General features: G+C 51.5%; 29 protein-coding genes, 1 tRNA gene and 1 riboswitch. Of the genes, 22 read left to right on the plus strand and 8 right to left on the minus strand.

Annotated elements, in window-relative coordinates:
* Positions 1–64: 64 nt before the first annotated feature.
* The 16 genes from EL633_RS17350 to EL633_RS17415 all read left to right on the plus strand — a co-directional run bounded on the left by EL633_RS17350 (position 65) and on the right by EL633_RS17415 (position 7,935).
* Positions 65–265 (plus strand): hypothetical protein, encoded by a 201-nt coding sequence (locus EL633_RS17350; RefSeq protein WP_126628389.1) that lies wholly within the window; start codon positions 65–67, stop codon positions 263–265.
* Complete coding sequence (locus EL633_RS17355) at positions 265–528, plus strand: hypothetical protein (protein ID WP_126628390.1); 264 nt, start codon at positions 265–267, stop codon at positions 526–528. The genes EL633_RS17350 and EL633_RS17355 overlap by 1 nt, the downstream gene beginning before the upstream one ends.
* An 11-nt stretch (positions 529–539) precedes the next feature.
* Positions 540–746, plus strand: coding sequence for a hypothetical protein (locus tag EL633_RS17360; protein WP_126628391.1), 207 nt, complete (start codon positions 540–542; stop codon positions 744–746).
* A 52-nt stretch (positions 747–798) separates the two neighbouring features.
* Positions 799–951: a hypothetical protein gene (locus EL633_RS36570; RefSeq protein WP_161982207.1), complete on the plus strand. Its 153-nt coding sequence runs from the start codon at positions 799–801 to the stop codon at positions 949–951.
* Between the two features lie 9 nt (positions 952–960).
* Positions 961–1,206, plus strand: coding sequence for a hypothetical protein (locus EL633_RS17365; protein WP_126628392.1), 246 nt, complete (start codon positions 961–963; stop codon positions 1,204–1,206).
* Positions 1,207–1,378: 172 nt separating this feature from the next.
* Positions 1,379–1,723, plus strand: a complete 345-nt coding sequence (locus EL633_RS17370) for a hypothetical protein (RefSeq protein WP_126628393.1) — start codon at positions 1,379–1,381, stop codon at positions 1,721–1,723.
* A 13-nt stretch (positions 1,724–1,736) separates the two neighbouring features.
* On the plus strand, positions 1,737–2,441 hold the full coding sequence (locus tag EL633_RS17375) for a hypothetical protein (protein ID WP_126628394.1): 705 nt from the start codon (positions 1,737–1,739) through the stop codon (positions 2,439–2,441).
* Between the two features lie 2 nt (positions 2,442–2,443).
* Positions 2,444–2,596, plus strand: coding sequence for a hypothetical protein (locus tag EL633_RS36575; protein ID WP_161982208.1), 153 nt, complete (start codon positions 2,444–2,446; stop codon positions 2,594–2,596).
* A 90-nt stretch (positions 2,597–2,686) separates the two neighbouring features.
* Entirely contained in the window at positions 2,687–4,009 is a 1,323-nt protein-coding gene (locus EL633_RS17380) for a CCDC90 family protein (RefSeq protein ID WP_126628395.1), read from the plus strand.
* Positions 4,010–4,013: 4 nt separating this feature from the next.
* A complete protein-coding gene (locus EL633_RS17385; protein ID WP_126628396.1) occupies positions 4,014–4,367 on the plus strand; it encodes a hypothetical protein in 354 nt (117 codons plus the stop codon).
* Positions 4,360–4,584, plus strand: coding sequence for a hypothetical protein (locus tag EL633_RS17390; protein WP_126628397.1), 225 nt, complete (start codon positions 4,360–4,362; stop codon positions 4,582–4,584). The genes EL633_RS17385 and EL633_RS17390 overlap by 8 nt, the downstream gene beginning before the upstream one ends.
* Before the next feature lie 2 nt (positions 4,585–4,586).
* Entirely contained in the window at positions 4,587–4,949 is a 363-nt protein-coding gene (locus EL633_RS17395) for a hypothetical protein (RefSeq protein WP_126628398.1), read from the plus strand.
* A 33-nt stretch (positions 4,950–4,982) separates the two neighbouring features.
* On the plus strand, positions 4,983–5,357 hold the full coding sequence (locus EL633_RS17400; RefSeq protein ID WP_126628399.1) for a hypothetical protein: 375 nt from the start codon (positions 4,983–4,985) through the stop codon (positions 5,355–5,357).
* Positions 5,358–5,397: 40 nt separating this feature from the next.
* Positions 5,398–6,513, plus strand: a complete 1,116-nt coding sequence (locus EL633_RS17405; RefSeq protein ID WP_126628400.1) for a rolling circle replication-associated protein — start codon at positions 5,398–5,400, stop codon at positions 6,511–6,513.
* Between the two features lie 12 nt (positions 6,514–6,525).
* On the plus strand, positions 6,526–6,750 hold the full coding sequence (locus EL633_RS17410) for a helix-turn-helix domain-containing protein (RefSeq protein WP_126628401.1): 225 nt from the start codon (positions 6,526–6,528) through the stop codon (positions 6,748–6,750).
* 18 nt (positions 6,751–6,768) lie between these two features.
* Entirely contained in the window at positions 6,769–7,935 is a 1,167-nt protein-coding gene (locus EL633_RS17415) for a tyrosine-type recombinase/integrase (protein ID WP_126628402.1), read from the plus strand.
* A 112-nt stretch (positions 7,936–8,047) separates the two neighbouring features.
* On the opposite strand, the gene EL633_RS17420 is transcribed toward EL633_RS17415, so the two are convergent.
* Positions 8,048–8,128: transfer RNA gene (locus EL633_RS17420), tRNA-Leu, on the minus strand.
* Positions 8,129–8,619: 491 nt separating this feature from the next.
* Between EL633_RS17420 and EL633_RS17425 the strand changes: the two genes are divergently transcribed.
* Genes EL633_RS17425 through EL633_RS17435 form a run of 3 tightly spaced genes read left to right on the plus strand, consistent with a single transcriptional unit; the run spans position 8,620 to position 12,289 of the window.
* Positions 8,620–9,924, plus strand: a complete 1,305-nt coding sequence (locus EL633_RS17425) for a PAS domain-containing protein (protein ID WP_126628403.1) — start codon at positions 8,620–8,622, stop codon at positions 9,922–9,924.
* Positions 9,915–11,072 carry a sensor histidine kinase gene (locus EL633_RS17430; protein ID WP_126628404.1) on the plus strand — a complete coding sequence of 386 codons (1,158 nt, stop codon included), beginning with the start codon at positions 9,915–9,917 and terminating at the stop codon, positions 11,070–11,072. Before EL633_RS17425 ends, EL633_RS17430 begins: the two co-directional genes overlap by 10 nt.
* 8 nt (positions 11,073–11,080) lie before the next feature.
* Complete coding sequence (locus EL633_RS17435) at positions 11,081–12,289, plus strand: hybrid sensor histidine kinase/response regulator (RefSeq protein WP_126628405.1); 1,209 nt, start codon at positions 11,081–11,083, stop codon at positions 12,287–12,289.
* 57 nt (positions 12,290–12,346) lie between these two features.
* Here the strand turns inward: EL633_RS17435 and abc-f are convergent, their stop codons facing one another.
* The 6 genes from abc-f to EL633_RS17465 form a co-directional block, all read right to left on the minus strand.
* On the minus strand, positions 12,347–13,987 hold the full coding sequence (gene abc-f, locus EL633_RS17440) for a ribosomal protection-like ABC-F family protein (RefSeq protein ID WP_126628406.1): 1,641 nt from the start codon (positions 13,985–13,987) through the stop codon (positions 12,347–12,349).
* 487 nt (positions 13,988–14,474) lie between these two features.
* A complete protein-coding gene (locus tag EL633_RS17445) occupies positions 14,475–15,641 on the minus strand; it encodes a VWA domain-containing protein (protein ID WP_126628407.1) in 1,167 nt (388 codons plus the stop codon).
* Positions 15,631–17,940, minus strand: a complete 2,310-nt coding sequence (locus EL633_RS17450; protein ID WP_126628408.1) for a DUF5682 family protein — start codon at positions 17,938–17,940, stop codon at positions 15,631–15,633. The genes EL633_RS17445 and EL633_RS17450 overlap by 11 nt, the downstream gene beginning before the upstream one ends.
* Positions 17,941–19,056 carry an ATP-binding protein gene (locus EL633_RS17455; RefSeq protein WP_126628409.1) on the minus strand — a complete coding sequence of 372 codons (1,116 nt, stop codon included), beginning with the start codon at positions 19,054–19,056 and terminating at the stop codon, positions 17,941–17,943.
* Position 19,057: 1 nt separating this feature from the next.
* Complete coding sequence (locus tag EL633_RS17460) at positions 19,058–20,578, minus strand: DUF5691 domain-containing protein (RefSeq protein WP_126628410.1); 1,521 nt, start codon at positions 20,576–20,578, stop codon at positions 19,058–19,060.
* A gap of 12 nt (positions 20,579–20,590) precedes the next feature.
* Positions 20,591–21,913 (minus strand): SWIM zinc finger family protein, encoded by a 1,323-nt coding sequence (locus EL633_RS17465; protein WP_126628411.1) that lies wholly within the window; start codon positions 21,911–21,913, stop codon positions 20,591–20,593.
* A 257-nt stretch (positions 21,914–22,170) separates the two neighbouring features.
* Between EL633_RS17465 and EL633_RS17470 the strand changes: the two genes are divergently transcribed.
* The 3 genes from EL633_RS17470 to EL633_RS17480 all read left to right on the plus strand — a co-directional run bounded on the left by EL633_RS17470 (position 22,171) and on the right by EL633_RS17480 (position 24,138).
* Positions 22,171–22,539, plus strand: a complete 369-nt coding sequence (locus EL633_RS17470) for a hypothetical protein (protein ID WP_126628412.1) — start codon at positions 22,171–22,173, stop codon at positions 22,537–22,539.
* A 60-nt stretch (positions 22,540–22,599) separates the two neighbouring features.
* Positions 22,600–23,004 (plus strand): Hsp20/alpha crystallin family protein, encoded by a 405-nt coding sequence (locus EL633_RS17475; protein WP_126628413.1) that lies wholly within the window; start codon positions 22,600–22,602, stop codon positions 23,002–23,004.
* 387 nt (positions 23,005–23,391) lie between these two features.
* A complete protein-coding gene (locus EL633_RS17480; RefSeq protein WP_126628414.1) occupies positions 23,392–24,138 on the plus strand; it encodes a sigma-70 RNA polymerase sigma factor region 4 domain-containing protein in 747 nt (248 codons plus the stop codon).
* Positions 24,139–24,423: 285 nt separating this feature from the next.
* On the opposite strand, the gene EL633_RS17485 is transcribed toward EL633_RS17480, so the two are convergent.
* A complete protein-coding gene (locus EL633_RS17485; protein ID WP_126628415.1) occupies positions 24,424–26,340 on the minus strand; it encodes a serine hydrolase in 1,917 nt (638 codons plus the stop codon).
* 227 nt (positions 26,341–26,567) lie between these two features.
* Positions 26,568–26,645, plus strand: a riboswitch (Fluoride riboswitch).
* Positions 26,646–26,674 lie beyond the last annotated feature (29 nt).

The raw sequence follows: 26,674 nt of genomic DNA on the forward strand, positions 1-26,674 counted from the left end.
GAGTGTGTAAAATGTTATCGTTTAAATGGCAAGCCGTAAGGTTTGAGTATGTAGGAGGTGGCCTATGAGTCGAGATATTCGTCGGACGGAACTTGAGTATGTCAAACAGCCGAAGCATGCTCGTGTATCATTTCACGCGGCCCAGTGCCAGGATTGTGGTCGTGAACTTCGGATCACTCATGTAATACGTCGGTTTGGTGGCCGCTGCCGCGCTTGTTGGTCTACCCTGCACTTTGGCGTGGCTGATGTTGAGGTGGTGAGCTAATGGCGATTTTGCGGGCACAAGTATTACAGGTCCATGTTTTCTGTTCTCCTTCGTTGCTGGATGTCGAGCCAGATGTCTCAACGGAAGAAATGGCGGTTTCTGTGAGTGGCGCGGTGTCTGCGGTGATGCGCCGCTATGGCATCAACCTGGCGGCGGAGGTGTATGTGCGCTCTCAAGAGCGTGAGATGTGGTTGCACGATGTGATCCTGTGCCAGAGTGGCATTACCTATGAATTTCCTGTGGAGCGGTCTATCAGTCTGTGAGGAGGTGGCCTATGCATGGAATGCGCCGTCGTCTTGGTCAACCAGTCAATCAGTACTCACATGAGTATCATTTGTCTCGAACGGTTCAGTGCGTGGAATGTGGTGTGGAACTGCACAAGGATCATCATTTTGTCTTGCGTGGTCGTCGGTGTGTGGGCTGCTGGCAGCGGTCTGAGGTCAGTGAATGTGGTGTCGTGGTGTATACGGCAAGCCATTAGGATATGTTGGTGTTGTTGTGACGCCTGGGAGCAGGCGGGAAGGAGTCGGCCTATGAATACTGTCTACATTTTTGCGATTCTGTTGGTACTCGGCATTTTGTTCGCCTTTGGTGTGCGTCGTCTGCGTATGGTTGGAATTAGTCTGCTGACTGTGGTGGCTCTGGCGTGTGCGTATGTGTGGTTAGGTCATCTCCATATTCCGTAGGGGGTGGCTATGAGTCGTGGCAAGTGGATGCGGCATGCGTGTGGTTATCGCCTGTGGTCGTATGTGCAAACGGTGCTTGGTGGCAAGGTGATGGTCAACTATCGGGATGGGGTGAGGGATGAGCCGGGTTTGATCGTGTCGTGTTGTCCTGGATGTGGGCAGGCGTTGCAGATGTGGTGGGATGATCCGACGGGGGATGTGGTTCGTGCGTGGGAGCAGCGATTTCAGCGGATGATTGATGAGGCAGTTGGGTAAATAAATGATCAGTGGTTGGCGGGCCGGATACATGGCGGGGTAGGCGGGTAGTTGGGGTGCGTAAGAACAGAGTGTGGTGGGGATGTGGCCCGAACTCTGTACGTACGCACATTTTTACATACAGACAACATGATGAATTGCAGTCGAGGTGATGACTGATTGGAGGTTGCCCATGAATATGAATGCGATTGTGTTAAATGCTGACGTGCTTGAGAGCACTTTTTATGATCAGATGACGGGTGCACCGCGTCAAGGCCATTCGGTCAAACTGACCGTCATTGATGGCGATACCTTTGAGAAATACGAATGCCAGTTCTCTGGCGGTTTTGCTGAGCTTGAAGAGTTGAAGCAGTTGCGTCAGATGAATGCGACGCCTGAGCAGTGTGATGAAGTGGTCAATCGGCTGCGTGCGAATCTGCCTGCGACCATGACCACCTTGAATTTTGATGTGGTCAAGATTAAGGGTAAAGGCTCGTTCTTGACACTCGTCTGCCGTTTTGCGCAGGTGACTGCTTAAGTAGGAGGTGCCTATGAAATTATGGCAACAGGCCAGAGGGCAGCAAGAAGCCTGGATACGGGGTGCAGAACACGTGGTCTTGCGCATGGTGTCGTTTGTGTTCTCGGTGGTCTCTGCACATGCGATCCGTTGGATTTTCTCTCCACTGGATACCACAACCGGGGCTGATATGCTTCAGCCCTATGTGACCTGGGCGGCGGCTGCGGGCTTTGGTATCCTGGGCTACTTTGTCAGTCGCGGCCTCGCCTATCGCCTGATGAAAAAAGAACCATTTTGGGCCTATATCCCGATTTGTCTGGTGGTGGAACTGGTCGAAATCTTCGCCAATTATGCGCAAGCAGCGGATGTGATCCAGCATGCGGCTTGGATACATTCAGCACCAGAAGGACAACAAGGGGTGTTGATCGTGGCGACCTATATTGTGCTCTCGATTATTCCGTTGGCGTCGGTGTTCCTGGCGGTGGTCGATATGGACCTGGAACGCAATAAGCAAAAAGCCCCCGGCGCTCAAGCTCAAGTGAGTGTGATCGGTCAAGGTGCCAGTGCTGCACCACGGCGTCCACAGCCGCAAGTTCCAGCACCACGACCACAGCCACAGGGGCCAGTACAGGGCGCATCACGTCCACAGGTGGCTCCTGGGGCACCACCACAACGAGGTGCGCTCAACCCTTCTCCGGGGGTCCGTCCACAGCCCCAGCCAGTGGGGGCGACCTCCTAAGTGTGGACCCGGTGACTGGTGCCTTGCTGGTGGCCGGTGGGCGGCGGTTATCACGTGAAGAGGCTGAGATGGTCCGGCAAGCGTTGGCCGATGGGCAGGATGTGCAGTTTGCGACTCGGCACCAGTGGCGACATTTTCAAGTTCGATCCTTGTAGGTTGGCAGATATGTTGAGAGTGACCTGGGCGCGTGTGGAGGCTGTGCAGACGGTCGAAACCGCGCCTTTTTGACAGATTGGAGGGAGCCTATGAGCTACACCTTTGAAGAACAGCGCATCGATTATGGATGGATCAAACAAATGGCGAAACAGCAGGGCGTGTCCGTCAATGACTTGATTGTCTTGGCTCCGCAAAACGATCCTTTTTATACTGGGACGCCGACGGATGTGGCATCTGGTCAGTGGTTCGCCGAACTCTGGCACCATATTGGGGATGAACGGATGCATATCCGACGGGTCCATTACTGGCTGGTGTCACAGGGGACGGCGAAACTGTCTAATGGCAAGCCATATGAAAATACCGTGGAATGTTGGGACGCGCTCAACGCCGCTTCTAAGGCGGCTCGATACTTGGAATTAGTTGATCCTGGGGCCTTTAATGATCGCCGCACACCTGAGACGATGATCTATGCGACGGACCGCAAAGCAGAACCATATGTGGCCGTGAATGGCTACCTATCGCGTGCGGGTATCACGCTGCCGCCGTTTCCTGAACTGCCGGATTATTCGGTGTATGGCTATTATCCTGAACAGGCCTATCACCTGGAAGTCTGGTGCGAAAAGTCCACCATGAATGATGTGCTTGGCCCGTTGTGTGAACGATATAACGCGAACCTACAGACTGGCATGGGGGAGATGAGTATCACGGCTACTCTGGCCCTGGTTCATCGTTTACAGCAAGCCAATAAGCCTGCACGCATTCTCTACGTCTCGGATTTTGATCCGGCGGGCCAGTCGATGCCGGTGGCGATGTCGCGCAAAATTGAGTACTTTGTGCGGCGCTTCGGGCTTGATCTGGATATTCGCGTCTTCCCGGTGGTGTTGACATTGGAGCAAGTCCAGCATTACCAGCTCCCTCGGACGCCCATTAAAGAGACGGAACGGCGGCGCGGTGGCTTTGAGGCTCGGCATGGAGAAGGGGCGGTGGAATTGGACGCCCTGGAAGCGCTCTACCCTGGAGCGCTGACGGCGATTCTTTCTGAGCATATTGAGCAGTACTATGATGTTTCCCTGGCCGAGCGGGTCAAGCAGCAGCAGCGGGCGCTTGAGCAGCAACTCAGTACGCAATGGGAATGGGTGATTCGGGGCTATGAGGATCTCATCCAGGCGTTTCGGGATGAGTATGAAAGCATCCAGGTCGATGTCGAGCAACGCCTGGGCGACTTCAGCGACCGGTTGCGCGGGGTCTGGCATGATATCCGGCTCGAACTGGAACGTGATCGGGATTTAGTGGATCAATATCCGGCTCCTGGTCCAGAAGAGGCGGTGGAATTGGGGGATGGGCTCTACAACTCTGAGCGCATGTATGTGGAGCAGATTGAGGCCTATAAACAGTTCCAGGGCCGTTCCTAGCTGCATGAAGAACCGGCATCTGTACCCGGCCAACTGGGAGGAATTGGCCTGGGACTGCAAGGAACGTGCCGGGTGGTGCTGCGAACACTGTGGGATTGCGCATGGGGAGCTGGCGGTGTCGGAACGGACGGGCGTGATCTACACAGTGTACCTTGCAGCAGCGCACCTGGATCATGATCCCTGGAACCCGGAACCACGATTAGCAGCGTTGTGTCCTTCCTGTCATGGTCGCTATGACTACTCCTGGCAGGAACGCCAGCGCTGGCTTGAGTTAGAAGTGTATCGTCATCGTCTGAGCGTCGAGGCCTACCAGGGCGACAGGTCAGATGATTGGACTGAGGGAGGTGTCTATGGGTGACTATTCTCAAGAAACTGATATTACCGTGTTCGGACATACTGTCCAGGTTACGCAAGAGGAGCTGAGTGCTTTTCTGTTTGGTGAGGTGATGGATGTGTGGACACGGCATCATGAATGGACGTGTGAACAACTCACGACTGCATTAGTTGAGGAACAGTGGGGCGTATATGAGGAGGTTTGGCAGCTCGTGATTGCGGTGGATCAAGCAAGGGGGTAGGGATGAATGTGTCTCGTCCATTTCAAATGGCAAGCCGTAGAAAGTTTGGGCGCAAAAAGCAGGGGTTGATGGCGCTCCAAGCAGCAAAAGAATTGTTGCGCATGATGGGTATCGAGTCCGAAACGGTTGATGCTGATGCCGCATTTGGTGCGCTGGATGAGTTGGCGTATTCTCAACCACAGAGTACCGCCTATCTCTGGTGGCAGTCTGCCAGTGAGCGGGAAATTGACTGGTTTATTGATGCCTGGGCGGATTGGCGTGAGGAAGTGATGGGGCGTTGTTCCTTTTGTCTGTCCCGCCTGGTCGAAGAGGAGGTGGCATTGTGCAGTACGTGCCAGGATTTCTTTGGCGCACGATCATGCTAGCTCACGGCGTTTTACCCAAGCATCCTTGGGAGCTTGAGGCACAACGTCGGTGGGCTGTTCGGCTTGCACATGGCGGGTAGCGGGAACAAGCGATGCCGCCAGGCCCGACCCTTGACACAGGCGGTTATACTCTCCCGTCAGAGAGCGACCGGCTACTGCTCGGTTCCAATGCAGTACCAGGTCGCTCTCGGCCCTTTCCGACCAACCGCCAGAGTCAAGGGCGGCATCGCCCCGCTACCCGGCTACGAGCATGCTGACGTTGGCGCTAGCCGCACCGCCGGGACTCTGATCGGCTGGCCCGTTCCTGGGGGCTGGCTTGTACGCGGCGGTGGGGTAGGGGCCCCGCCGAACGACGTACAAGCCTCCGGGCCTTCCCTTGACCCTTATAAGCATATATCACACAAGTAAGAAATGTCGCGCAAAACACCAGAAAGTAGAGGTGCTGTCTATGGGGAAAGCAATCACCATCAAAGCAGAAAAAAGACGCTGGGAACTGCCTCCAATTGAGCAGCAAGCGGATTTAGTCGAGGACTATGGACTAGACACGCTCCTCTACTGCCGTGACCCCTGGGCAATACGTCACCGCTTTATCAACCATGAGACGGGTGAAGAGGTGCGAGCGCGTTGCAATCGTTGGAGCTGCTTACACTGTGGTCCTCGGAAAGTCGATCTCTGGCGACAACTGGTAAAAGCATCTGAACCCGTCTTGTTTCTCACGCTGACGAAAGCAGGGCAGACGGTAGAAGAGGCAGCCAGGGCGCTTACCACCTTTATGCAAGCTTTACGTCGTGGGTCAAAAGGACGGGGTAAGGGTCATGTCGGCGCTCGTCCAGCCTATCCTGTTGAGTACTTTGCGGTGATGGAACGACACTCCAACTTTGAGGAAAACGGCTTTCACTGGCACTTATTGATCAAGGGCGTTGACAGTATCCCGTATAAAGAGGTGATCCAGCCATTATGGCGCTCCGCTCGTCATGGGGTCGCTGAGATTGGACACATTGAGCGTATTCGTAACCCTCGCGCTATTGGGTACGTGACTAAGTATCTCACGAAGGCCCTGACCACGGGTGAGAAGGGGACACGACAAGTTGAGCGTGAGCGGAGAGTCCTGGCGCAAGATGAACAGGGGCATAGTGAGTATGTGACAGAAGTAGTTGTGGAGCAAGCTACCAGTAAAGCACATCGGGTCCGTTACTCTCGTCAATTTTTCCCTGAGCGCGTGGCCGCTATGCGGGCAAAATTGTTTGAGGGCATGGAAGAATCGATGGAACAGCCTGTAGAGGTCGTTGAGGCGGTGAGTGTAGTAGATAATGGCCTGCCATTAGGGCAGGATGAGGAGGAGAGTGAGGAGGTAGAAGAAGTTCCTGTGCGTTCTCCCTGGCATTTGGTTGAGCGCTATGAGTTTACCAACGACATCAAGGAATACAAAAAGCGCAAACGGAAGGCGCTTCTAGATGTATTGGAGGATGTGCGCGAAAACAGGAAACAGTTATCCAGACGGGTGATTCATGTGTGGGCTTATCAGCGCAGTGAACTGCGGTCTACTGATTGGCAAGTAGCATAAGGAGGTGTGCCTATGGCTGTAAATATTGGTGTTATTGCTGGTCAAGCTGAAAATGTGGCTGTGAGACCTTTGTTATTGACGATTCCTCAAGTTATGGCATGTTTAAACTTGGGGCGTAACAAAGTTTATGACCTGATTAATAAGGAAGGTTTACCTGTTCAGCGATTTGGCCGTGCTGTGCGGGTGTCTCGTATAGATCTTGAGCTATGGTTACAGCGGCGTGGTCAGAGTCTTTAGCTGAAAGGGGTAAGGGTTATGGGTAAACGTGCGAATGGTGAGGGCTCTGTCTACAAACAGCGTAATGGTTTATGGGCTGCTAGCCTCACGACAGAAGACGGTAAGCGAAAGTACTTTTATGGCAAGACACGTAAAGAGGCGTCTGATAAACTGACTAAGGCTCTCAACGACAGAAAAGATGGCGCCCTGGTCGCGACTCCTAAGCAGACTCTTGAACAATTCTTGCGGGATTGGCTAGAGCATTCGCAAAAACAGAGCGTGCGTGAACGTACATTTGAGCGCTATGAGGAGATTGTCAGGCTTCATGTGATTCCCGTATTGGGTCGACATCAACTACAGAAATTATCGCCGCAGCATTTGCAAGCATTCTATACAAAGAAGCTCCAGGAAGGGCTTTCACCTACTACCGTCACTACAATCCATAACGTGCTTCATAAGGCTCTGGATACGGCATTCAAGTGGGGTCTTGTGAATAAGAACGTTAGTAAGCTTGTTAGCCCCCCTCGTCGTGAGCGTTTTGAGGGTCATCCGCTGACGTTAGATCAGATACAGACACTTCTGGAAGTTGCAAAAGGACATTCTATGGAAGCTCTTTTGAAGCTTGCTCTTGCAACAGGTATGCGTCGTGGTGAGCTGATGGGGCTAAAATGGCAGGACATTGATTTTTCATCCGGTGTGTTACAAGTACGTCGTGTCTTGACCCGCATACCTTCTAAATTAGAGGGTAAGGGATATAAAGAGTCTGAGCCAAAAACGCGTAAAAGTCGCCGTAGCATTACGGTAGCGTCCTTTGCATTAGATGCACTCAAGCAACATAGAAAAAAACAGCTTGCCATTAAAATGAAAGCTGGTGCTTCTTGGCAAGAACATGACTATGTATTCTGCACTTCTATTGGTACAAATCTTAATCCTAGTCGTGATATGCTTGATCCTCTAAAAGAGCTACTTGAAAGTGCCGGGTTGCCTGATATCCGTTTTCACGATCTTCGTCACAGTACTGCAACTCTCCTGTTTAGTTTTGGCGTGCATCCGAAAGTAGTACAGGAATTGTTAGGTCACAGTCAAATTAGCATGACCCTGGATGTGTATTCGCATATGTTGCCTAGTTTACAGGCTGATGCCACTAGTCGCTTGAATGATGCTCTTAGTTTTCTGGAAGATGAGAGCGAGGAAACTGACATCTAGCACCTTTGGATGGGTTGATGTACCGTTGCTGTACTGAGACCGTTGCTACATTAAATAAGAACCCCTCAAGTGGCTTTAAACCTAGCTTGAGGGGTTTCTTTATTTTATTAAGTGCCGGTGGAGAGATTCGAACCCTCAACCCTTGCGGGACTTGTTTTTGAGACAAGCGCGTATACCGTTCCGCCACACCGGCTTATCTTGACGGGATTTATAATACCGCATCTATATGCAGAAGTCAATAGTTTTTTGTGGCTCTTTTGGATGTGGTTGAGATTTTCGGCTCGAGGGTCATTTTTGCTGGGTCGGCCTGCTCGTCTAGTTTTGTCTTCCTATAGTTTAGCATTGTGTTTGCTTGTCTTTTTTTGTGTCGGGTAAATCAATGGTACTATGGGACGGCTTGATTGGGGTGGTGAGCACGTGGTTCCGGTCTTTTTCGATTATACTATTGGTGGGTGATCTATGATCTGGCGGATGGGTCAGGGGCATGCTGGGCGCCTGGGGAGGGTGGATACGCCCTTGCACTTTGGGAAAAAGTTCTGTTATACTTTCCAATATCTCTTCCCCGTGTCTGTGTTGGAAGAGGTTAAATTATTTATTTATGGATCTATAGAGCTACGGCTGAGCATTGGGTTTGGCGTGGCTGGTTGAGATAAGGCTTGAGTTTTTGAGCGGAGGTAGGTTCCTATGTTTAACAATATTTCTCCGACAGCTACGACCTCACAACAGCCCGGTAGCAAGTCGCTTGGTTCTCTCGATGCCGATATTATTATTAAGAATGCGCCTGATCCGATTTTTATTTCTGACCTGGAGGGCAAAATTCTTTCGGCCAATGATGCGGTCTATGAGTTGCTTGGCTTCCGTAATGATGAGGTGTTGGAGCAGTCGTTGTCTCGCTTTATCAGTGCTGAGGAGACGCGTGAGTTTACGGCTGCTTTGCGCGAGGTGATTGAGCGTGGCGTGACCCGTAATGCGCGTCTGAATCCTCAGAGTGCTTCGGGCGAGGTGATTCCGACGACGTTGAATGCTTCGGCTTTGCGTGATACAGATGGCAAGGTGATCGGCGCGATCGGTATTCTGCGCGATATGCGTGAGCTGGATAAGGCGCGGGCATTGGCGGATAGCTTGATTAAGAATGCGCCGGACCCGATCTTTGTGTCGGATCTGGAAGGTAAGATTCTGTCGGCCAATGATGCGGTCTATGAGTTGCTTGGCTTCCGTACCGATGAGGTGCTGGAACAGTCGTTGTCTCGCTTTATCAGTCCGGCTGAGACGCGTGAGTTTCTGGCGGCGCTTAAAGAGGTGATTGAGCGTGGCGCGACCCGTAATGCGCGCTTAAATCCGCGCTCGGCCTCTAATGAAGTTATTCCGACGACGTTGAATGCTTCGGCTTTGCGTGATCCAGATGGTAAGGCGATCGGCGCGATCGGTATTCTGCGCGATATGCGTGAGCTGGATAAGGCGCGGGCACTGGCGGATAGCTTGATTAAGAATGCGCCGGACCCGATCTTTGTGTCGGACCTGGAAGGTAAGATTCTGTCGGCCAATGACGCGGTCTATGAGTTGCTTGGCTTCCGCCCTGATGAGGTGCTGGAACAGTCGCTGTCGCGCTTTATTAGTCCGGCTGAGACGCGTGAGTTTCTGGCGGCGCTTAAAGAGGTAATTGAGCGTGGTACAACCCGTAATGCGCGCTTAAATCCGCGCTCGGCCTCTAATGAGGTAATTCCGACGACCCTGAACGCCTCGGCCTTACGCGATCCAGATGGTAAGGCCATTGGCGCCATCGGTATTCTGCGCGATATGCGTGCGTATGAGAAGGTCTTGCAGGACCTACAGGAATCCAAGTCCGAGCTGCAGGAGAAGATCCTGGATCTGGAGAAATTTGAAGAGGTGGTGGTGGGACGTGAATTGAAGATGATTGCGCTGGAGAAAGAGATTGAGAATCTGAAGCGTGATCTGGAGAAGACAAAGGGCCAGGGTAAATGGACGTAACTCTTCCACTTACTCCATCTTCTCTTAAGAATTATCAGGATATGGACCTTGAGCAGTTGCGCGAGGCGTATGAGCATCTGTTGGAGAAAAATGCCTCGCTTGAGATGCGCATTGCGAAGAGCGAGGAGCGCCGGCGCGCTTTTATGCATATCCTTGGCGATCTCAATATGGTCAATCATAAGTTGAATGATCAGCGTAAGGCGATGATCCATATTCTGGCGGATTATGAACATGATCGCAGCCGCCTGGCGAAACAGACTGAGCGATTGGATAATTCACGGCGGGCCCTGATGCATATTTTGCAGGATGCTCACCAGTCAAATTTGCGCCTGGAGAATAGCCGTAAGGCGATGATTCATATTATGAGCGATCTGAAGGAGACTTCAGGTGAGGTGCAGCGGCGTGAATTGGAGCTGCGTGAAAAGCAGGAACAATTGGTGCAGGCGGGGAAGCTGGCTACGTTGGGTGAACTGACGACTGGTGTAGCTCATGAGCTAAATAATCCTTTAAACAATATTGGTTTGTTTGTGGGAAACGCAATTGACCTGATCGAGCTGGGTATGGCTGATACAGATCCTGAGCGCATTCTCCAGGAACTACACAATGCTATGCAGCAGGTGCGAAAGGCAACTGAGATTATCTCGCACCTGCGCACCTTTGGGCGCGCAGCTTCGGTGAGTCGTGAGCCGGTAGTGCTGACTGAGGTCATTGAGAACTCGATCTCATTGATGCAGGAACAATTACGTCTCCGCCAGATTGAGGTCAAGATAAATTTTCCCGACCAGGATGTGGTAGTCATCGGGAATGCGATCCAACTAGAGCAGGTCTTTATTAATCTCTTGACTAATGCACGCGACGCCTTGAACGAGGTGTCCTATAAGCTGATTTCGATTGATTGTATCATTGAAGATAAGATGGTGCTCATCAATATTCGTGACACCGGTCCTGGTATACCTGAAGGCTTAGAGCAGCGCATATTCGATCCATTTTTCACGACCAAGGATGTTGGCGCCGGTACTGGATTGGGCCTATCAATTACCTATGGCATTATCAAAGAACATCAGGGAACCATCATGGTCGATAATCGCCCTGGTGAAGGCGCCACATTTTTGATCCAATTACCTTTTGATGTACATGACAGCGAGTAATTTACAGTATGACCGAAGCATATATTCTTATCGTTGATGATGATACTGCTTTGTTGCAGGCACTGCCCCAGGCGCTCTACCTGCGTATGTCTGGCTGCAAAGTAGATACATCGGATACCGCGGCTGATGCGCTGGAGCTGATTAAGGCCAATGATTATGATGCCATTGTCAGTGACATTAAGATGCCTGGCATGGATGGTCTGACGCTGTTATCAAAAATTCAAGAACTTCGACCAGACATCCCTACGTTATTGATTACCGGCCATGGAGATCACAATCTTGCTATCCAGGCATTGCGTGGTGGTGCCTATGATTTTATTCAAAAGCCGATTGATCGCGAGTATTTTGTGGCGGCCCTGCGGCGTGCCACGCAGACGCGTCAGTTACGTCGTCAGGTCACGCAGCAGCAGCAGGCGCTAGAGCAGCACGCCAGATCGCTGGAAATGACGGTTTTGGAGCGTACCAAAGAACTGGTCAAGGCCAATGCAGCGAAAGACGAGTTTATCAGTATGGCCTCCCATGAGTTGCGTACACCCCTGGCCAGCCTGAAAGGCATGACACAATTGTTGCATCGCCGATTGATCCGTTCCAAATCTCCCGAAGTACCTAGCCTGGTCAGTATGGAGAACTCGATTCGCCGTATTGAGGTTCTGGTCAATGATCTTCTGAATATTTCATCAATTGAAATGGGCTTGTTTGATCTGCATCGTCAGAAATGCGATATTGTTGACCTGATCCAGAGCCTTGTCGATGAATATGTCTTTGGCACTAACCCCCATCCAGTCATCCACACCTACCTACCACCCGAGCCGATTGAAGCTGAGGTTGATATTGAACGACTGGGGCAGGTGGTTATCAATCTTCTCTCAAATGCACGCAAATACTCTAAAGTCGGTTCGCCGATTGAAGTTATTTTGCAGAAGCAGGAACAAACCTATTGCCTGATTATCAAAGACGTTGGTGTGGGCATTCCAGCGAATGAACTGCCCATGATTTTTGATCGCTTCTACCGTGTGCCTGGCAACGATGTCCAGACCGGCTCCAGTACCGGCTTTGGGCTGGGACTCTATATCTCTAAACAGATCGTCGAAAGCCATGGCGGCCGTATCGAAGTTGAAAGTGTTCCCAAACAGGGGAGCTCCTTCTCGCTTATCCTTCCCTTACCCATCATCGCTGCGCCAACCGATAGCAGCACCATCCACACCACTACTCCCTGAATACGAATAGTAGCTAATACACGAGCGACATTAGCTACTATTCGTATTCAGACGAGCTTATGGTGCCATGGTTGTGGGTTCCAGCTCGTGTATCTCTCCGCCGAAGCGCTGTATAAACCAGCGATCATGTGAGATCACAATCACGGGTCCTGCGAAGTTCTGGATTGCCGTCTCAAAGGCTTCAAGCACATTCAGGCTGATATAGTTGGTTGGCTCGTCGAGGAGTAGTACATTGGGTCTGGCCGCCAGCAGGCGGGCTAGCTCCAGCTTTCGCCGTTGTCCAATACTGAGTTGTCCGGCTTTTTTCTGCATATCCTCCAGGCGAAAAAGGCCGTATCCCAGCAGCCGCCCAATCAGCTCACCTTCAAAGCCAATCAGCCCATACTTATAATTCTCAATCACCGTCTTTTCCAGGTCCAGCGACTCTGGATCTTGTGCCAGGTAGCCCAGGCGTACCCCTTCCACAATCTGGATCCTACCACTATCAGGCTCGATCTCCCCCATGATCATGCGCAACAGAGTGGTCTTACCCGTTCCGTTAGGACCTGTCAACAGGATGCGCGCCCCGGATCCCAGGATCATGTCCAGATTATCGATGAGTTTGCGCTCTCCAAAGCTTTTACTGACTTTCTCCAGCCTGATAACACTGTCAGATTGGATCTGTTCGGTCTGGAAATGCGAGTTGACTGGTAACAGCTCCGGTGGTTTGGGAATAGGATCGGCTTCGATGCGCTCCAACTGTACCTGTGCGGCCCGCACGTTGCGAGCCACGGCACTCTGGACGTTTTGATTAAAGAAGTAGCGCGCGAATTTGTCATTGTCCCTGGGCGCACGATAGGTGTGGCCTACCTGGCGACCACTGACCTTGATCCTTTTGTGGAGTTCTTTTATCTCTTCTTGTTGTTGCTCATATGCTTCCTCCCAGCGCTTGCGTTCGGCCTGCTTGGCTTCTACATAGGCATCATAATTGCCATGATAGATGTGTAGCTGATGGCTATGTTCGTCGAGCTCAAAGATGGCGTTGACCGTTTTGTTCAGGAATTGTCGATCATGCGATACCATCACGATCGCACCTCGATACGAGGCCAGATACTGTTCCAGCCATTCCATTGTAGCGAAGTCTAGATGGTTTGTTGGCTCATCCAGGAACAGCAGATCTGGTGAGCGTAGAAGCAAGGTGGCCAATCCCACGCGCTCTTTCTCTCCACCTGACAGCGTTTCAACTACGCGTGTACGTGGCAGATAGCTCAGACGCAGGCCATCCATAATCATATCGATTTTGTGATCCAGATCATAGCCGCCGCGATCCTGAAAACGCGTCGAGATGGTTGTGTACTCTTCCATTAAACTGGTCAACTGTTCGCCCTCAGCCCTGGCCATTGCAGCCTCCAGCGCATGCATCTGCTCCTCAAGCTGCTTAAGATTGCCGACCGATTCCAGAATCAGATCCTGAATCGTCTGACCATAAAAGTTGGGTGTTGTCTGGGGTAGATAACCAAACTCGGCACCCGGCCCATACGTAATCGTGCCACTATCAAACTCCTCCTGACCCACCAGGAGCCGTAGCAGCGTGGATTTGCCGACACCATTTGGTCCGACTATGCCGATACGATCGCTCGCATTAATCACAAAAGAGATATCATGCAGGATGGTATGTATACCGTAGCTTTTTGTTAGCTCTTTACTGTTTAATAACATAAAGTGAGCACCTCGCTTCTACCTGTATATGACAAGCGGAACAGGAAGTACCGCAGTCATCAAAAGAAATTATGGTGGCTGTGCTCATGTATGTGAACTGTATAGTCATGGTGCCAGGTAACACCAATAGCTACTCTATAGCAGGCAAAAAGAGATTGCTGAAAAACAGAAATGTCAGAAACATGAGCACAGAATGGGGGGGTAGCATTGAAGAAATGAGAACACCAAAAACACTCTATTTATAGTGAGTAATTTGTGGTGTTGTGCTACCGAATGTTTGTGTTGCTCATGTTACAAGTAAAAATCTCCTTGGGGAAAAAACGTATATATAAAGTATACTTAAGAGCTAATGAAAAGTCAAGGCAAATGACACCCTGACACCCTTAAGTGCCATTCATTTTTTTGCAGCGGCGGACCCCTAAGAAAAAGCAACGTAGCTGTGACCGCCGAGGGTCACAGCTACGTTGCTTTGCTTGTTTGTCTGGCGTTATTGTTCGGCGCGGGTGGCGACGATCTCGTTGCTGGCGGCCCATAGATTGAGGTCCTGGCGTTGGATCGCGGCTGCCATCAGATCTGGGAAGAGCTCTGGTGTGCAGGCGAACGATGGGATGCCCAGTTGCGCCAGCGCGGCGGCATGCCGTTTGTCGTAGGATGGCGCGCCTTTATCGCTCAGGGCGAGCAGGCAGACTACCTGGACACCCGAACTGGCCAGTTCAGCGGCCCTCCGTAGCATCCCCTGGCTATTTCCGCCTTCATAGAGATCGGTGATCAGTACCAGGATGGTTTGCGCCGGTCGGGTGATGATTTGCTGGCAGTAGGTGAGTGCCCGGTTGATATCGGTTCCTCCGCCAAGTTGTGTTCCAAACAAAAGATCGACAGGATCTTGCAGGTCGTCAGTGAGATCTACGACGGCCGTGTCAAAGACGACCATACGTGTGCTGACAGCTTTCAGCGTGGCTAATACCGCTCCAAAGATGCCGGCATAGACTACGGACGAGGCCATGGAGCCGCTCTGATCGACGCAGAGGACGATATCACGCAGCGATGAACGCTTATGTCCATGTCCCACCAATCGTTCGGCGATAATCGTGCGCTTCTCTGGCAGGTAGTTCTTGAGATTGAGGCGAATGGTGCGATCCCAATCGATCTCATTCTGTCTGGGCCGGTAGTTACGGGTGGCTCGATTCAAGCTGCCGCGCACAGCTTGTAGCAACGGTTGCGCCAGTTTGCGTTCCAGTTCCTCGACGACTTTGCGTACAACCATGCGTGCCGTATCTTTGGTTTTCTCAGGGATGACCCGGCTCAAGGTGAGCAGTGAAGCCACAAGATGGACATCTGCTTCGACCTGTTCCAACATTTCTGGTTCCATCAACATCTGGGTCAGGTTTAAGCGCTGCAAAGCGTCTTGTTGCATGACGCGTACGGTTGAGGTTGGGAAGTAGCTACGAATATCACCAAGCCAGCGACTGACATTCGGCGCTGAACTTCCGAGGCCGCCTGTACGCTCATTATCGTAGAGCGCCTCAAGTACCTGATCCATACCAAGATCCTGCCCCTCTAGCGCGCTGATCTCGACCTCACTGCCCTGATCGGCGTCTTGTTTGCCTAAAATCAGTCGCCAGCGGCGCAGCCGTTCTTTTTCATCAATGGCCATGAGTAACTCCTATCAGTTGTGCCAGTACGGGTAATACATGGGCGGCGTTCTCGGTATCGATGTTAGCGGCCTGTATACCAGCATCTGGTTGAGCCTGTTTGGGCTGATGCAACTGTTTGACTTTTTCTCCCATATGTCGGCGCTCTGGTGGCTGGAAATTTGCGAATGCGCGGCGCAGGATGGGGAGTAGTTGAATAAAGTTGTCTGGACTCAGCTGGCTTAACCAGGCATCCAGTACATTCCAGAGTTCGTCTTGATGCAGGATCAGTAGTCCGCTACCGCGTAAGACACCTTCAACCCAGGCGGCAGCCTGGAGAATTGGAGCACCGGGGGATAGAGCCAGACGTACAAAGCGCTGCATCTCATCCTCGCCCAGTGCCTGTTGATCTAGCAGCAAGCGACAGCAACGACCTCGGATTAATCCATGGATAGTATCGCGTTGCGCCAGATTCTTTAATGTCTGCTGCCAGATTTGTCGCTGCTCTGGCCAGGCCAATAACTGCAGACTCTCCTGTACATTCTCGATACTTTTAAGCATGGCCTGAGCCGCGTCATCGTCTAGTGAGGAACAGGCTCCGGGGAGTCCGATGACACTGCGCTCAAACAAACTCTCGATGATCGGGATGACTCGCTCGGCTTTGGTCTGGCGCACATCGCCGTAGCGGGCTACACGGGCCAGCGGTGGCAAGGCATCCATCAAGTGGCGTACATCGGATGAAACGGCGGCGCGCTGCTGTAGCTCACCGAGCAACTGCTCGATCGCTTCTGGCAGCTCTGCCAGTACGACCTGCTGTAAGAGTTCCGTGAGCGGTGGTAGCTCAGTCTGCTTTTTAGCAGTCGCGTAAGCATAATGGCTGGCGGCGGCCTCGACCGTGTTGCCCCAGACATTGGCCTCGATCACTGCCACGGGAAAACTGACCTTCCATTTGAGCTGCCAGTTTTCATGAAACGTGCCAGACTTGCCTCGTACATGTTCCTGTTTTCCCCAGGGAATGGAGAGTAACTGCAGGCGATGCAATAATTGACTGCGGGCACGGTCAGTCTCTTTACGCAGGTCAAGCTCTAATTTTGTTTTTTCAATTGATGGCTTCATGCGCAGCCGGCGCTGTAGCGTCTCCAGATCCTGTTGCAGTGGGACGGTTGGCGCTTCTTTGGGAACCTCTCCCAGCTTTTCACCGATCTCTAGCTGCTCACGAATCAACTGCATTGGCGCTATCTCTCCGTGGCAGAGCACCGTCAAAATGGCTTCGCTATGCTCCTCGAGTCCTGGCTGTGACATATCACGCATCGCCGCCAGCGCTTCCGTCAGACGTACCGCCTCGATCACGCTGGCCGATGAGGCATCCAGCCCCTGTTCGCGCAAGAGATGGGCTGCCCTGGTGATCCAGTGTGTCGTCATGTTCTTTGGTGAGTTCCACAGATGCGCATACCAGCCTGGAGCCGGCATGCCCGCCCCATAGCCGCTACGTGAAGAGAGTCGCGAATAGGTCCAGGGAATCCAGGTGCTCGAAACTTTGAGCTGTGGCAAGCCTTTGAGTAGTTCGCTATCGGCATTGGCGGGACCTGGCTCAACCAGAACCGGAGCATGCCAGGCCCCGCAGATGACGGCGATGCGCTGGAAGCCCTCTTTTTGCGCCGCGCGAATCGTCTGGCGCATATAGGCCTCACGCTGTTCCTCGTATTGCGCGACCTCACTATTGCGTGGCTTGACCTCATTCCGTAGCGCCGTCATCGCCTCCAGAATCCCCTCAAAAAGGTTGACCACATTTTTACGCTGCTCGATCTGGCGTTCCCACCACATCTCATGGTCCGCATAGCCAGCCGCCTGAGCCAGCATCGTCAAAGGATCTTCCCGTAACAGCGTCTCTTCCTCACTCTCCTGCGGTTTTTCGGCGACGACACTGTTGCGAATGCGTTTACTGCGCACCTGTTGCTTATTGGGCGCCGCTGCGTCATCGCCGTTCTCAGTGTCCGCAGCGGGTCGGGCGAACTGAAAGGCCTGTGGTAGATCCATAAAGCGTGCCGGAATCTCCACCTTATGCGCATATTTCAGTGCCTGCCATTCAGGCGAGAATTGGGTGAAAGGATAATAGACGGCCTTCTGCGGCTGTTCCGTAGCGTAGATCAGCAGGGCCACCGGCGGCTTCATTTTGGGATCAGCCAGAAAAGGCAACACTTCTTGCGCATCCGGTGGACCTTCGACCAGCAGGATATCTGGCTTGAGCTTCTCCAGGGCGGCGCGCAGACTACGCGCACACCCCGGACCATGATGGCGAATGCCAAAGACGTGTATACTCATCTATAATACCTCATTACAGGCGCGATACAGATCTTTCCAGTCTTCACGTTCCTTCACGACGGTTTGCAGGTATTCCAGCCAGACTACGCGATCCTGGACCGGATCCTTGACGATGGATCCGGTCAGGCCAGCAGCCAGGTCACCAGCATGGAGCTCTCCATCTCCATAATAACCGGCCATCGCCAGGCCATTGTTGATCACCGAGATGGCCTCGGCGGTCGAGAGGGTGCCGCTGGGTGATTTGAGTTTGGTTTTGCCATCCATGGTCACGCCTGAGCGCAGTTCACGGAAGATCGTAACCACCCGACGGATCTCTTCCAGGGCAGGCTTTTCAGCGGGGAGCTCCAATGCCTTACCCAGACTGGCCACGCGGCGATCCACGATCTGGATCTCTTCATCAATGCTGGCAGGCAGTGGCAGAATTACCGTATTAAAGCGGCGGGTCAGAGCGCTGGAGAGCTCGTTCACGCCTTTGTCCCGGTTATTGGCGGTGGCGATGATGTTAAAGCCTTTTTTTGCCTGGACCTCCGTATTTAATTCTGGTACTGGCAGCGTTTTTTCAGACAGGATCGTGATCAATGTGTCCTGTACTTCGCTGGGAATACGCGTCAACTCTTCAATGCGGGCCAGTTTTCCATCTTTCATCGCCTGCATCATCGGACTGACGACCAGCGCGCCCTCGGTTGGACCCTCGACTAGCAAACGCGCATAGTTCCAGCCATAACGAATGGCGTTTTCATCGGTGCCAGCTGTACCCTGGATCAGCATCGTGGAATCGCCAGCGATAGCGGCCGCCAGATGCTCACTGACCCAGGATTTGGCGGTACCAGGTATGCCATAAAGGAGCAGGGCGCGATCAGTAGCCAGCGTCGCAATGGCGATCTCCATCAGGCGTGGATTGCCAACATATTTGGGACTGACCACAAAACCACTCTCCAACTTACCACCCATCAAGTAGGTGCGTACCGCCCATGGAGAGAGTTTCCAATTGGGAGGACGCTGACGCGTATCAACCTTGATCAGCTCGGCCAGTTCTTCCGCATATTGCTGCTCGGCGTGCTGACGTAAAATGGCCTCGATTTTTGTATCTGTTACGGCGCTTGTTTGAGTGGTCATATTAATTGAGCTCCTTTAAAAATTGTTTACGTATATCAATAAGTGCCAGAAATGCCTGAACCTGTTGTGCGCGGTGGGTAGTATACCAGCCAGCCTCTTCTGGTAGTTCCCAGGGTCCTTGTGCCAGTTCTAGCGTGTCTGGATGCAAGGCACTGGCAACCGTTGGTAGGCTGTCTGTCCAGGCTGTATAATTGGTATTGTTTTTCTGCGCATAATATTTTTGTAGCGTTTGAATGAAATGCTGACTATACTTTCTTGACCACGGAGTAGGTAATAAGTGTACTGCCCGTGCCCAATGATCCGGATGTTCCACGATTGGCATGACCAATGCCTCGGCCTGTTCCTGCGGCAGAGCTGCCAGCATTATCGGATAAGGTGTGTTTATGCGTTCCTGTCGTGTTCTTAGTATTACATGTTCAATAGACCAGTGTAATAGAGGCTCATACCAGTTGAGGCTATGGTGCCATACTGCTGCTAACGTGAGGTCATTGATGATTTCGTCTTTTCGTTCAAGTTTTACCAGGAGTTCAGTTATTTGTATGGGTGAGAGTCTGAGGTGTTCTTCCCAATGCGGTGGTGGAACCAGACGCAGAATAGAGTGGAGCCACTCAGGTGGGGAGGATTTCTCTGTTACATCCGTTACGAATTCTCCCATCCCTTTCCACTGCGCATCCTCAAGGTTTGGTAGCGTGATCTGCAGCTCATTATTCTTATAGTTGAGGATGCTATCTGCACATAGCAGGATGCGTTGCATGGGTGCTGTTTCTGGAAGATAAGAGAATAGTTTTGCTGCCAGGGCGCGGACGTGCTGACTCCGGTCGTTTAATGCCTGTTCCAGCAGAGGCGTGTCGGCAGAAGTGATGTTAGTGGCAATGACATGCAATAAATCCTCACGGATCTCAGCTTTTTCTTGTTTCCAGACGCTCTGTAGCCAGTCCCGAGCTTTTGCTGGATCTATGACACGGAGTTGCTGCAAGATTTTTTTGCGTTGCGCAATAGTGCCTTCTTGCCACAATATTTCTTGTTCTGCTATTGTCAGCTCCTCAGGTTGGCGCTGGCTTATCCAGTTCCATCTGGGGTTGAATTGACTGAGCCAGGAGCCTCGTTTACCTAGCATTGGTAGGAATGCCTGCTGTAAATTTGGATTGTCAGTAGCGACGCTCAGACTTGCTGGTAGTAAAGTATGCGGCAGGCGCAGTTGGGCGGCCTGCAAGCACTGTAATGCTTCAGGTAACAGGATCTGGGCGTGTAGCTGTAACAAACCCTCAAATTGATGGGCAATAGCATCTGAGCAGGCAGGCAGGATTTCTGGTTCAGCCTGCGCTAGAACTGCTGGAGCCTCTGGGGCCACAAAGCCAGCCTGACTATAGATGGCATAGGCACCTGCGGCTAACAATAACGAGCGCTCTTTCTGTTCAGCCGGTAGCTGGGTGATAAGCGGATCCAGTTCACTATCCGTTGCAGGTAGTGGGGCCGCATGCCGATCCGTACCCACCACCGCGTTTTTGAGAAATGCGTCCATCTTTATCCTCTTCTACAGCACATGATAGTGCTGATCTACCACGATGCCCAGGGGAAACAGGGTTTCGCCATTCCACTCACCACTAAAGTCCACGGGATGGCCTCCAGAGAGCGCCAGGAGTTTCCAGTGGTCGGATGCTGTGAGTGGTAATGCTTTTCCCAGTTGATCGCGCAGATACCAGCGATCCCTCTCCACATCATAGATGGGAATTGCCTGGCGTAGAATACACAGAAAGCGCTCCTGCCACGGTTGTTGTGCGAGCTGGCTGGCAACTTCCGCCAGAAATTCAGTAAAGCTTTCCTTCCCTGGTAAGGCTGTTTGAATTGGCTGAATAGTGCTCTGCCGTTCGACGAAGAGTGCGCGTTGCGCCAATGCTCCCGGCCAATACGCCATTTCAGCTTCTTGATGAAAGCCAGTGGGATAATGCTCGGTATAGGGCGCACCTGCGAAAGAGAATTGCAAGATGTAGGCGCTCTGCTGATTTCTGGCACCCCAGAGCCATGTACGCTGCAAGCGACCGCGTTGCGCGCTTTCCTGCCTCTGGCCCAGGAACAGCCAATCGTCCGTGATGTGTGTCCCACGCGCCAGCACCTCTGGCTCTTTTACCGTCCAGCCAACCAGCTGACGAATCTCCTCCTGAAGATTGGAATCCACGCGTTCAAGATGCCGATAGGCCTCTGTTAGCAGGGCAAGCTTGCCAAGTTGAGCTAGTAGTCTGGCTGTCCATGTTTTTGAAGCATTGGGAATATCGGCCAGGATACGTACCCGAGCCGCCAGTCCTGATGCCTGGGCATCCACCATCTGCGCGGCCTGCTGTTCCCAGAAGGTTGCGGGCAGTGCCTCCACGCTTCCCAGGCCATTGCGGACCAGATCATTGAGCCAGAGATCTAATTGCTCAATGCCCAGTTGCACTTTGGCCTGACGTTTATCTATACTCTGGCTGGCTTTCTTATTGGAAGAGGTTGGTTGTGTTTCTTTTGACGCCAGTGTCTCCTGACGTTTCTGAGCGGCTGCCCGTTTCTGTAGCCAGCTGCTCACCCATTCAGGTGGCTCGGCCTCGGAAAATACTCCCGGAGTACTGGCGGCTAAGAAGAGCAGGCCCAGACTATGCTTACAAGGCAGTTTGCGGCTAGGACAACTGCATTGGGTGGTGAAACTGGTGAGGTCAACGCGTACCTGGTAAAGGGCACTACCCTGACACTCTCCCCACAGTGCCTGGGTATTCTGCCCCAGGTTCTGCCAGTGCTTTGGCACGGCAAGTTTTTTTCCTGCCTTTTCCGCACTGGCATCTAATGCCATCTTACTGACTTGATCGGTGGTGATCGTTAATTCCATGATTGCATCCCCCGAAGAAGTTTTTTTTGTGTTCTACACTCCTATTCTTCCTCAGTGGCCTGGATGTGGCAATCTTTCAGTACCTTTAGCAGCAGTTTTAAAGCCCAGACAAGCGGATAACTTGAAACTTCATTCCCGATCAGTACGTGAGAGTGGTAGCACTCACATTGTATTTAAGCACCTATTTTTCATGGGAAACTGACCGATATGGTCTCAATGCATAGAGTGTATCTTTCATTCAGAATGGAGGCATCACGATGGATAATCAACACGAAAAAGAATATAGAGATAATGTGCAGGATCTTAATAAGGAAGCAATAGAGAAGGGGACCACCCCTGAAAAATTGCGGCAGGAGCGCTCACAAGAGGTAAAGCCTGTTCCTGGTCAGCAGCCCTCAGACCGCCTGGTAGATGGTTATGAGCAGACCGAGGGCGAAGATTATGCAGATCCGCAGCGAGATGAGCGCGAGGGCTATGATCCCGCTCATAGTGGTGTCAGACATCCTCAAAACAAACCAGGTGCTCCTACAGAGACTCCTGGCCGCGAAGAGGGCACCGCCTGGTCCTCACAGGAACAAATGGGGAAACTGCGCGATACCTACGACAAGAAAAATCCTTCTATATAGCAGGTTGTAGTTCTAAAAGATATGGGATTAGTGTCTCAGGAACGCTGAAAGGTTGATATTATGCAAGAGCAGGCCAAAGTCCAACACATTCCTATCAAAATGTATCGTACAACTGATCGTTTGATGATTGCAGCCCCCATGCCGGGGCTACAACCAGAAGATATCACTGCCCAGATCTTTGAGGATCAGCGTCTCGTTGTCAAGGGCGACCTGCGCGGCATGCTCAAAGATATTAAAGAGCTCCTGATAGACGAATGGAGTGTCGGAGGCTATTATCGCGAAATCGAACTCCCTGTCCCCGTAGATGGCGTCAACGCCAATGTCAACTATGGCAACGGAGTCCTGGTAATCGCCTTCCCTCTCAGTGCACAAACACAACCCGCCACCCTGAAATTGCACAAAACTGGTCCCGATCGCGGCGAACACGCCGGAACCTCCGGCCATCCAACCCAAAAAACCAACTAACAGCCCTATAACGACTTAATGGTTCTGCAAACTCTTCCTAAACAGCAAAACTTGCAGAACCATTGACACCAACCACCATACCCTCTGCTTACCTACCTCCGATTTTCTGTGTCATTGTGTGTCTTGCAGCATATAGAGAAGACACAGATGTGTTGTGCTGAAGAATCAAGCCCCGACCATAGTATTTATGCTTACCGTAACGATCTCGTAACGATCTAACTGTACAATAATGAAGTATCAAAATACGTGGATTTGTGTTTACGGTGGAGGAACTATGAATAAAGAAACCCCCCTTCTTAAGCAGATCTTAAATTGTGTACGCACAGCCAGATATGTCCTAAATATTGACGAACGCTTTTTTCTTTCTATGCAAAATGAGGTGTATGTGTGTCAGTAGAATATGCAACAGCTAGGGCTGATTTAACCTCCCCGGTACCTCTTGCCACCCGTGCTGTACCGCCTGTCGCCACCATGACGTTGCACGAATTAGCGCAGCACAGTCAGGAAGAGATGAGAAACTATTGTCAGGGTAAGGTCGTGGATGATTGTTACGCACTAGAGATTTTTCGGCGTGCCATGCGTCTGCATGATGCACAGGCCTGGGATGTGTTATACCAGTGTTTTTCCGGTATCGTGTATACATGGATGCGTCGCCACTCCAAGCGTGAACGAGCCTATGCGTTGGATAGCGAAGAAAATTATGTCGCGCAAGCCTTTACGCGTCTATGGCAAGCCAGCATGAATAACGCGGAACTTCATTTCACTTCAGTCGCGGCCGCCTTAAATTATTTACGCGCCAGTTTGAATGGCGCCATTATGGACACCCTACGTGTCTACAACCATCCCAACGAGGTATCTCTGCCGGATGATAACGATACCATGTATAGTGCTGAACCCGTAGCCGAAGAGCCAGAAGACACCAATGAAGTATGGTATGTTGTACGTTCCCTCCTCAGTGATCCACGTGAAATCCGTCTGGCGTACCTGTATTTCCATTGTGGACTCAAAGCCCGCGAAATTGTCCATTTTTGTCCCACTGAATTTAATGATGTACAGGACATCTATCGTTTACGCCACAACATCTTCAAACGCCTCACCCGCAACGCCGACCTGATCCGCTGGCGTCTTAGCTAGGTTGATACAAGCCAAGATGCGTACAAGGGACAGTGTCGTCCCTTAACTGGAAAGCGGGGATGCAAGGGGCTCGCCGCCCCTTGACTGGAGGATCAGAGGCTGTGCTCCCGTAACCTCCTCCCCCTCCCGCCTGCGTAGCGGGCGAAGAGCCAGGCTCATATGCAAAGCGGGGATGCAAGAGGCGGCGAGCCCCTTGACTGGGGAATTGGGGGCTGTGTCCCCGACATCCTTCCCTCCCGCCTGCGTAGCGGGCGAACCACCCATCAAACGAAGTTTGACAAAGTACTAAGCGAGCAGTGTCGCGATACTCTTACAGACATGATTAATAATACTCTGACCCCCTTCAGATGTGGGCTGTCCTCGTGTATACACCGCGATAATATAGGTCTCATTCTTGATGGTGACGATGCCAGAGGAGTTCACCGCCCACAGATTATCCTCATCGATCAGCCAGCCATTCTTCATGGCCACGCTTGCTCCAGAAGGCGCGGTATCACCGACGCCAAAGCGTTGATCTGGGTCTATATGGCGCATCAAATCTAGCGCGATGGCACGGTGAGGACGCGTAAGCATGCCTCCAGTTTGTAACAACGTGAGTAGATCAACCATCGCCTGCGCTGAGATCTGGTAGGAGCCCCAGGCTTCTGGATCTACTGTGAAATCTTTGATCCCGTATTTTTGTAAAAATGTGGTCAGACCCGGGGCCGCGCCCATTTTTTCATAGTAGAGTATGGATGCAGAATCATTATTAGAATTTTCAATCATCGTTGTGAGCAGATACATTTCCTGTTCATCTGGTTCACGCTGCTGTTGCTCCAACATATCAAAAAAGGCCAGCATGATTGGCACCTTGATGGAGCTTGCCACGGTGAATTGTTTGTCTATATTGTAAACATAGGTGCGCTGGCGGCTCAGATCATGCACACTCACACTAATGTTATCTCCAAGAGAAGCCAGGTAGCGCGCGAGGTCAGGTGATAAGGCTTCGATGGATGTCCGAGAAACAAGATTAACCGGCGCATCAAATGTGGCATCTGTCGACATGATCCAACCGGTATCCGTCCCTCTCTTCAACGTCGTCCATTGAATATGATACCAGAGTTGACCTTTGAACCACACGGTATCACCAAGCAACTTGAGTGGAAAATGAGGACCAATGCTGGTGCTATCTCGTTTGATGGCCAACTGTTTCATCAGTACCGCGTTTTGTTGGGTCCAGATTTTTTGATTTTTTTCTAACACAATTGTTGGAAAATTGAAGGTACGCAGATAATCGCGACCCGTCGTCAAGCGTTGAATGGTTGGTTGACCTGAAACGTTTGCTGTATCCAGATCAAGTAGCAGACCATCCTTTAAGAAGGCCTGCGTGAGCATATGGTGTGAAAGACCATTCTGTTTCGTGATGAATGATAATGGTTCGGTCAGTGGTAGCCCAAAATCTTTTTGCCAGCCATTGGGCGCAACCATCGGACGATGCAGATAGTTCCAGAAAACCTGAGGGACATGATGTCCAATATTGGTTTTACCACGCTGCCCAACTGGAATAATCACATCTTGCGTGCTGAGCGCAGAAAGATAACTGGCTTGATCCTTCGTCGGTAGTGGAGTAGCAAAACTGGGAGCACTGGCTCTACGTAGATCAGCATAAGTCGCCGTACTGGACTGTCCACCAATTGGTACCAGGCTCCCTGCCGTCAGGAGCGCCTGGAGCAGGGGCAGACGTAAAATGCCTGTCTGAGTATCTTGCGTTCCCATCCGTATCATTTCATTCAAGTTTATTGATGAAAATTGCACTGGCAATCTATGTTTAAGCGGGTAAAAGAGTGCGCCATTATCAAAAAATTGCAGCCACCCCTGTTGAACTGGAAATGCATCTGTCAGGGGATTACCCAGACTATGTTCACCATCATAAAGCTCGTAGTAGCGTTGAAAGCATGGAGCTATCATTTCATTTTGCAGCAGGAATGTAAAATTAGTATAGGGAGGAGTTATGTTGCTGTTATGTTCCCATTGTTCTGCTCTATTGGCCATGACCACTTTTTCATCCACCAACCCGTGTGTCATCTGTATGGTGTTTGTGAGGAGTGTGTCTGCATCTGTTATGAGCAATAACACGAAAAAAAATACAACGATGCCAAGACAAACCATGAGTTTGCCCGTCCGCTTGATATTGGCTTGCTGCCGTTTTTGCTGAAAATCCATATTTTTCTTCTTTAATATTCGTGCCAATGGATGTTTCGTCTCTACAGAGCTTGCAAATCCGCGTCCGCAAAACTTGACGCGCCGCCCTGAGTTCTACCGCTAGAACTGCTCAGTATAACTACCGCAGCTCATCCTTTCCGCCCTCCTGACACTTTCCCTTCTATTGTTATCGGCAGCCTTCTGTCTTTTCAACACCTATTTCCTATGATATAATTTCCAGTAGAATAAATAGCTTTGGCGATGGAGCTCGCCAGGTCATAGATCTTGTGGCCGAACCGCACGCTGCTGATAGCTCCTGACAACCCCGAAAAATTCTATGGTTGTCAGGGGCTTT

The organism is Dictyobacter alpinus, from assembly GCF_003967575.1.
GTDB classification, from domain to species: Bacteria; Chloroflexota; Ktedonobacteria; order Ktedonobacterales; family Ktedonobacteraceae; genus Dictyobacter; species Dictyobacter alpinus.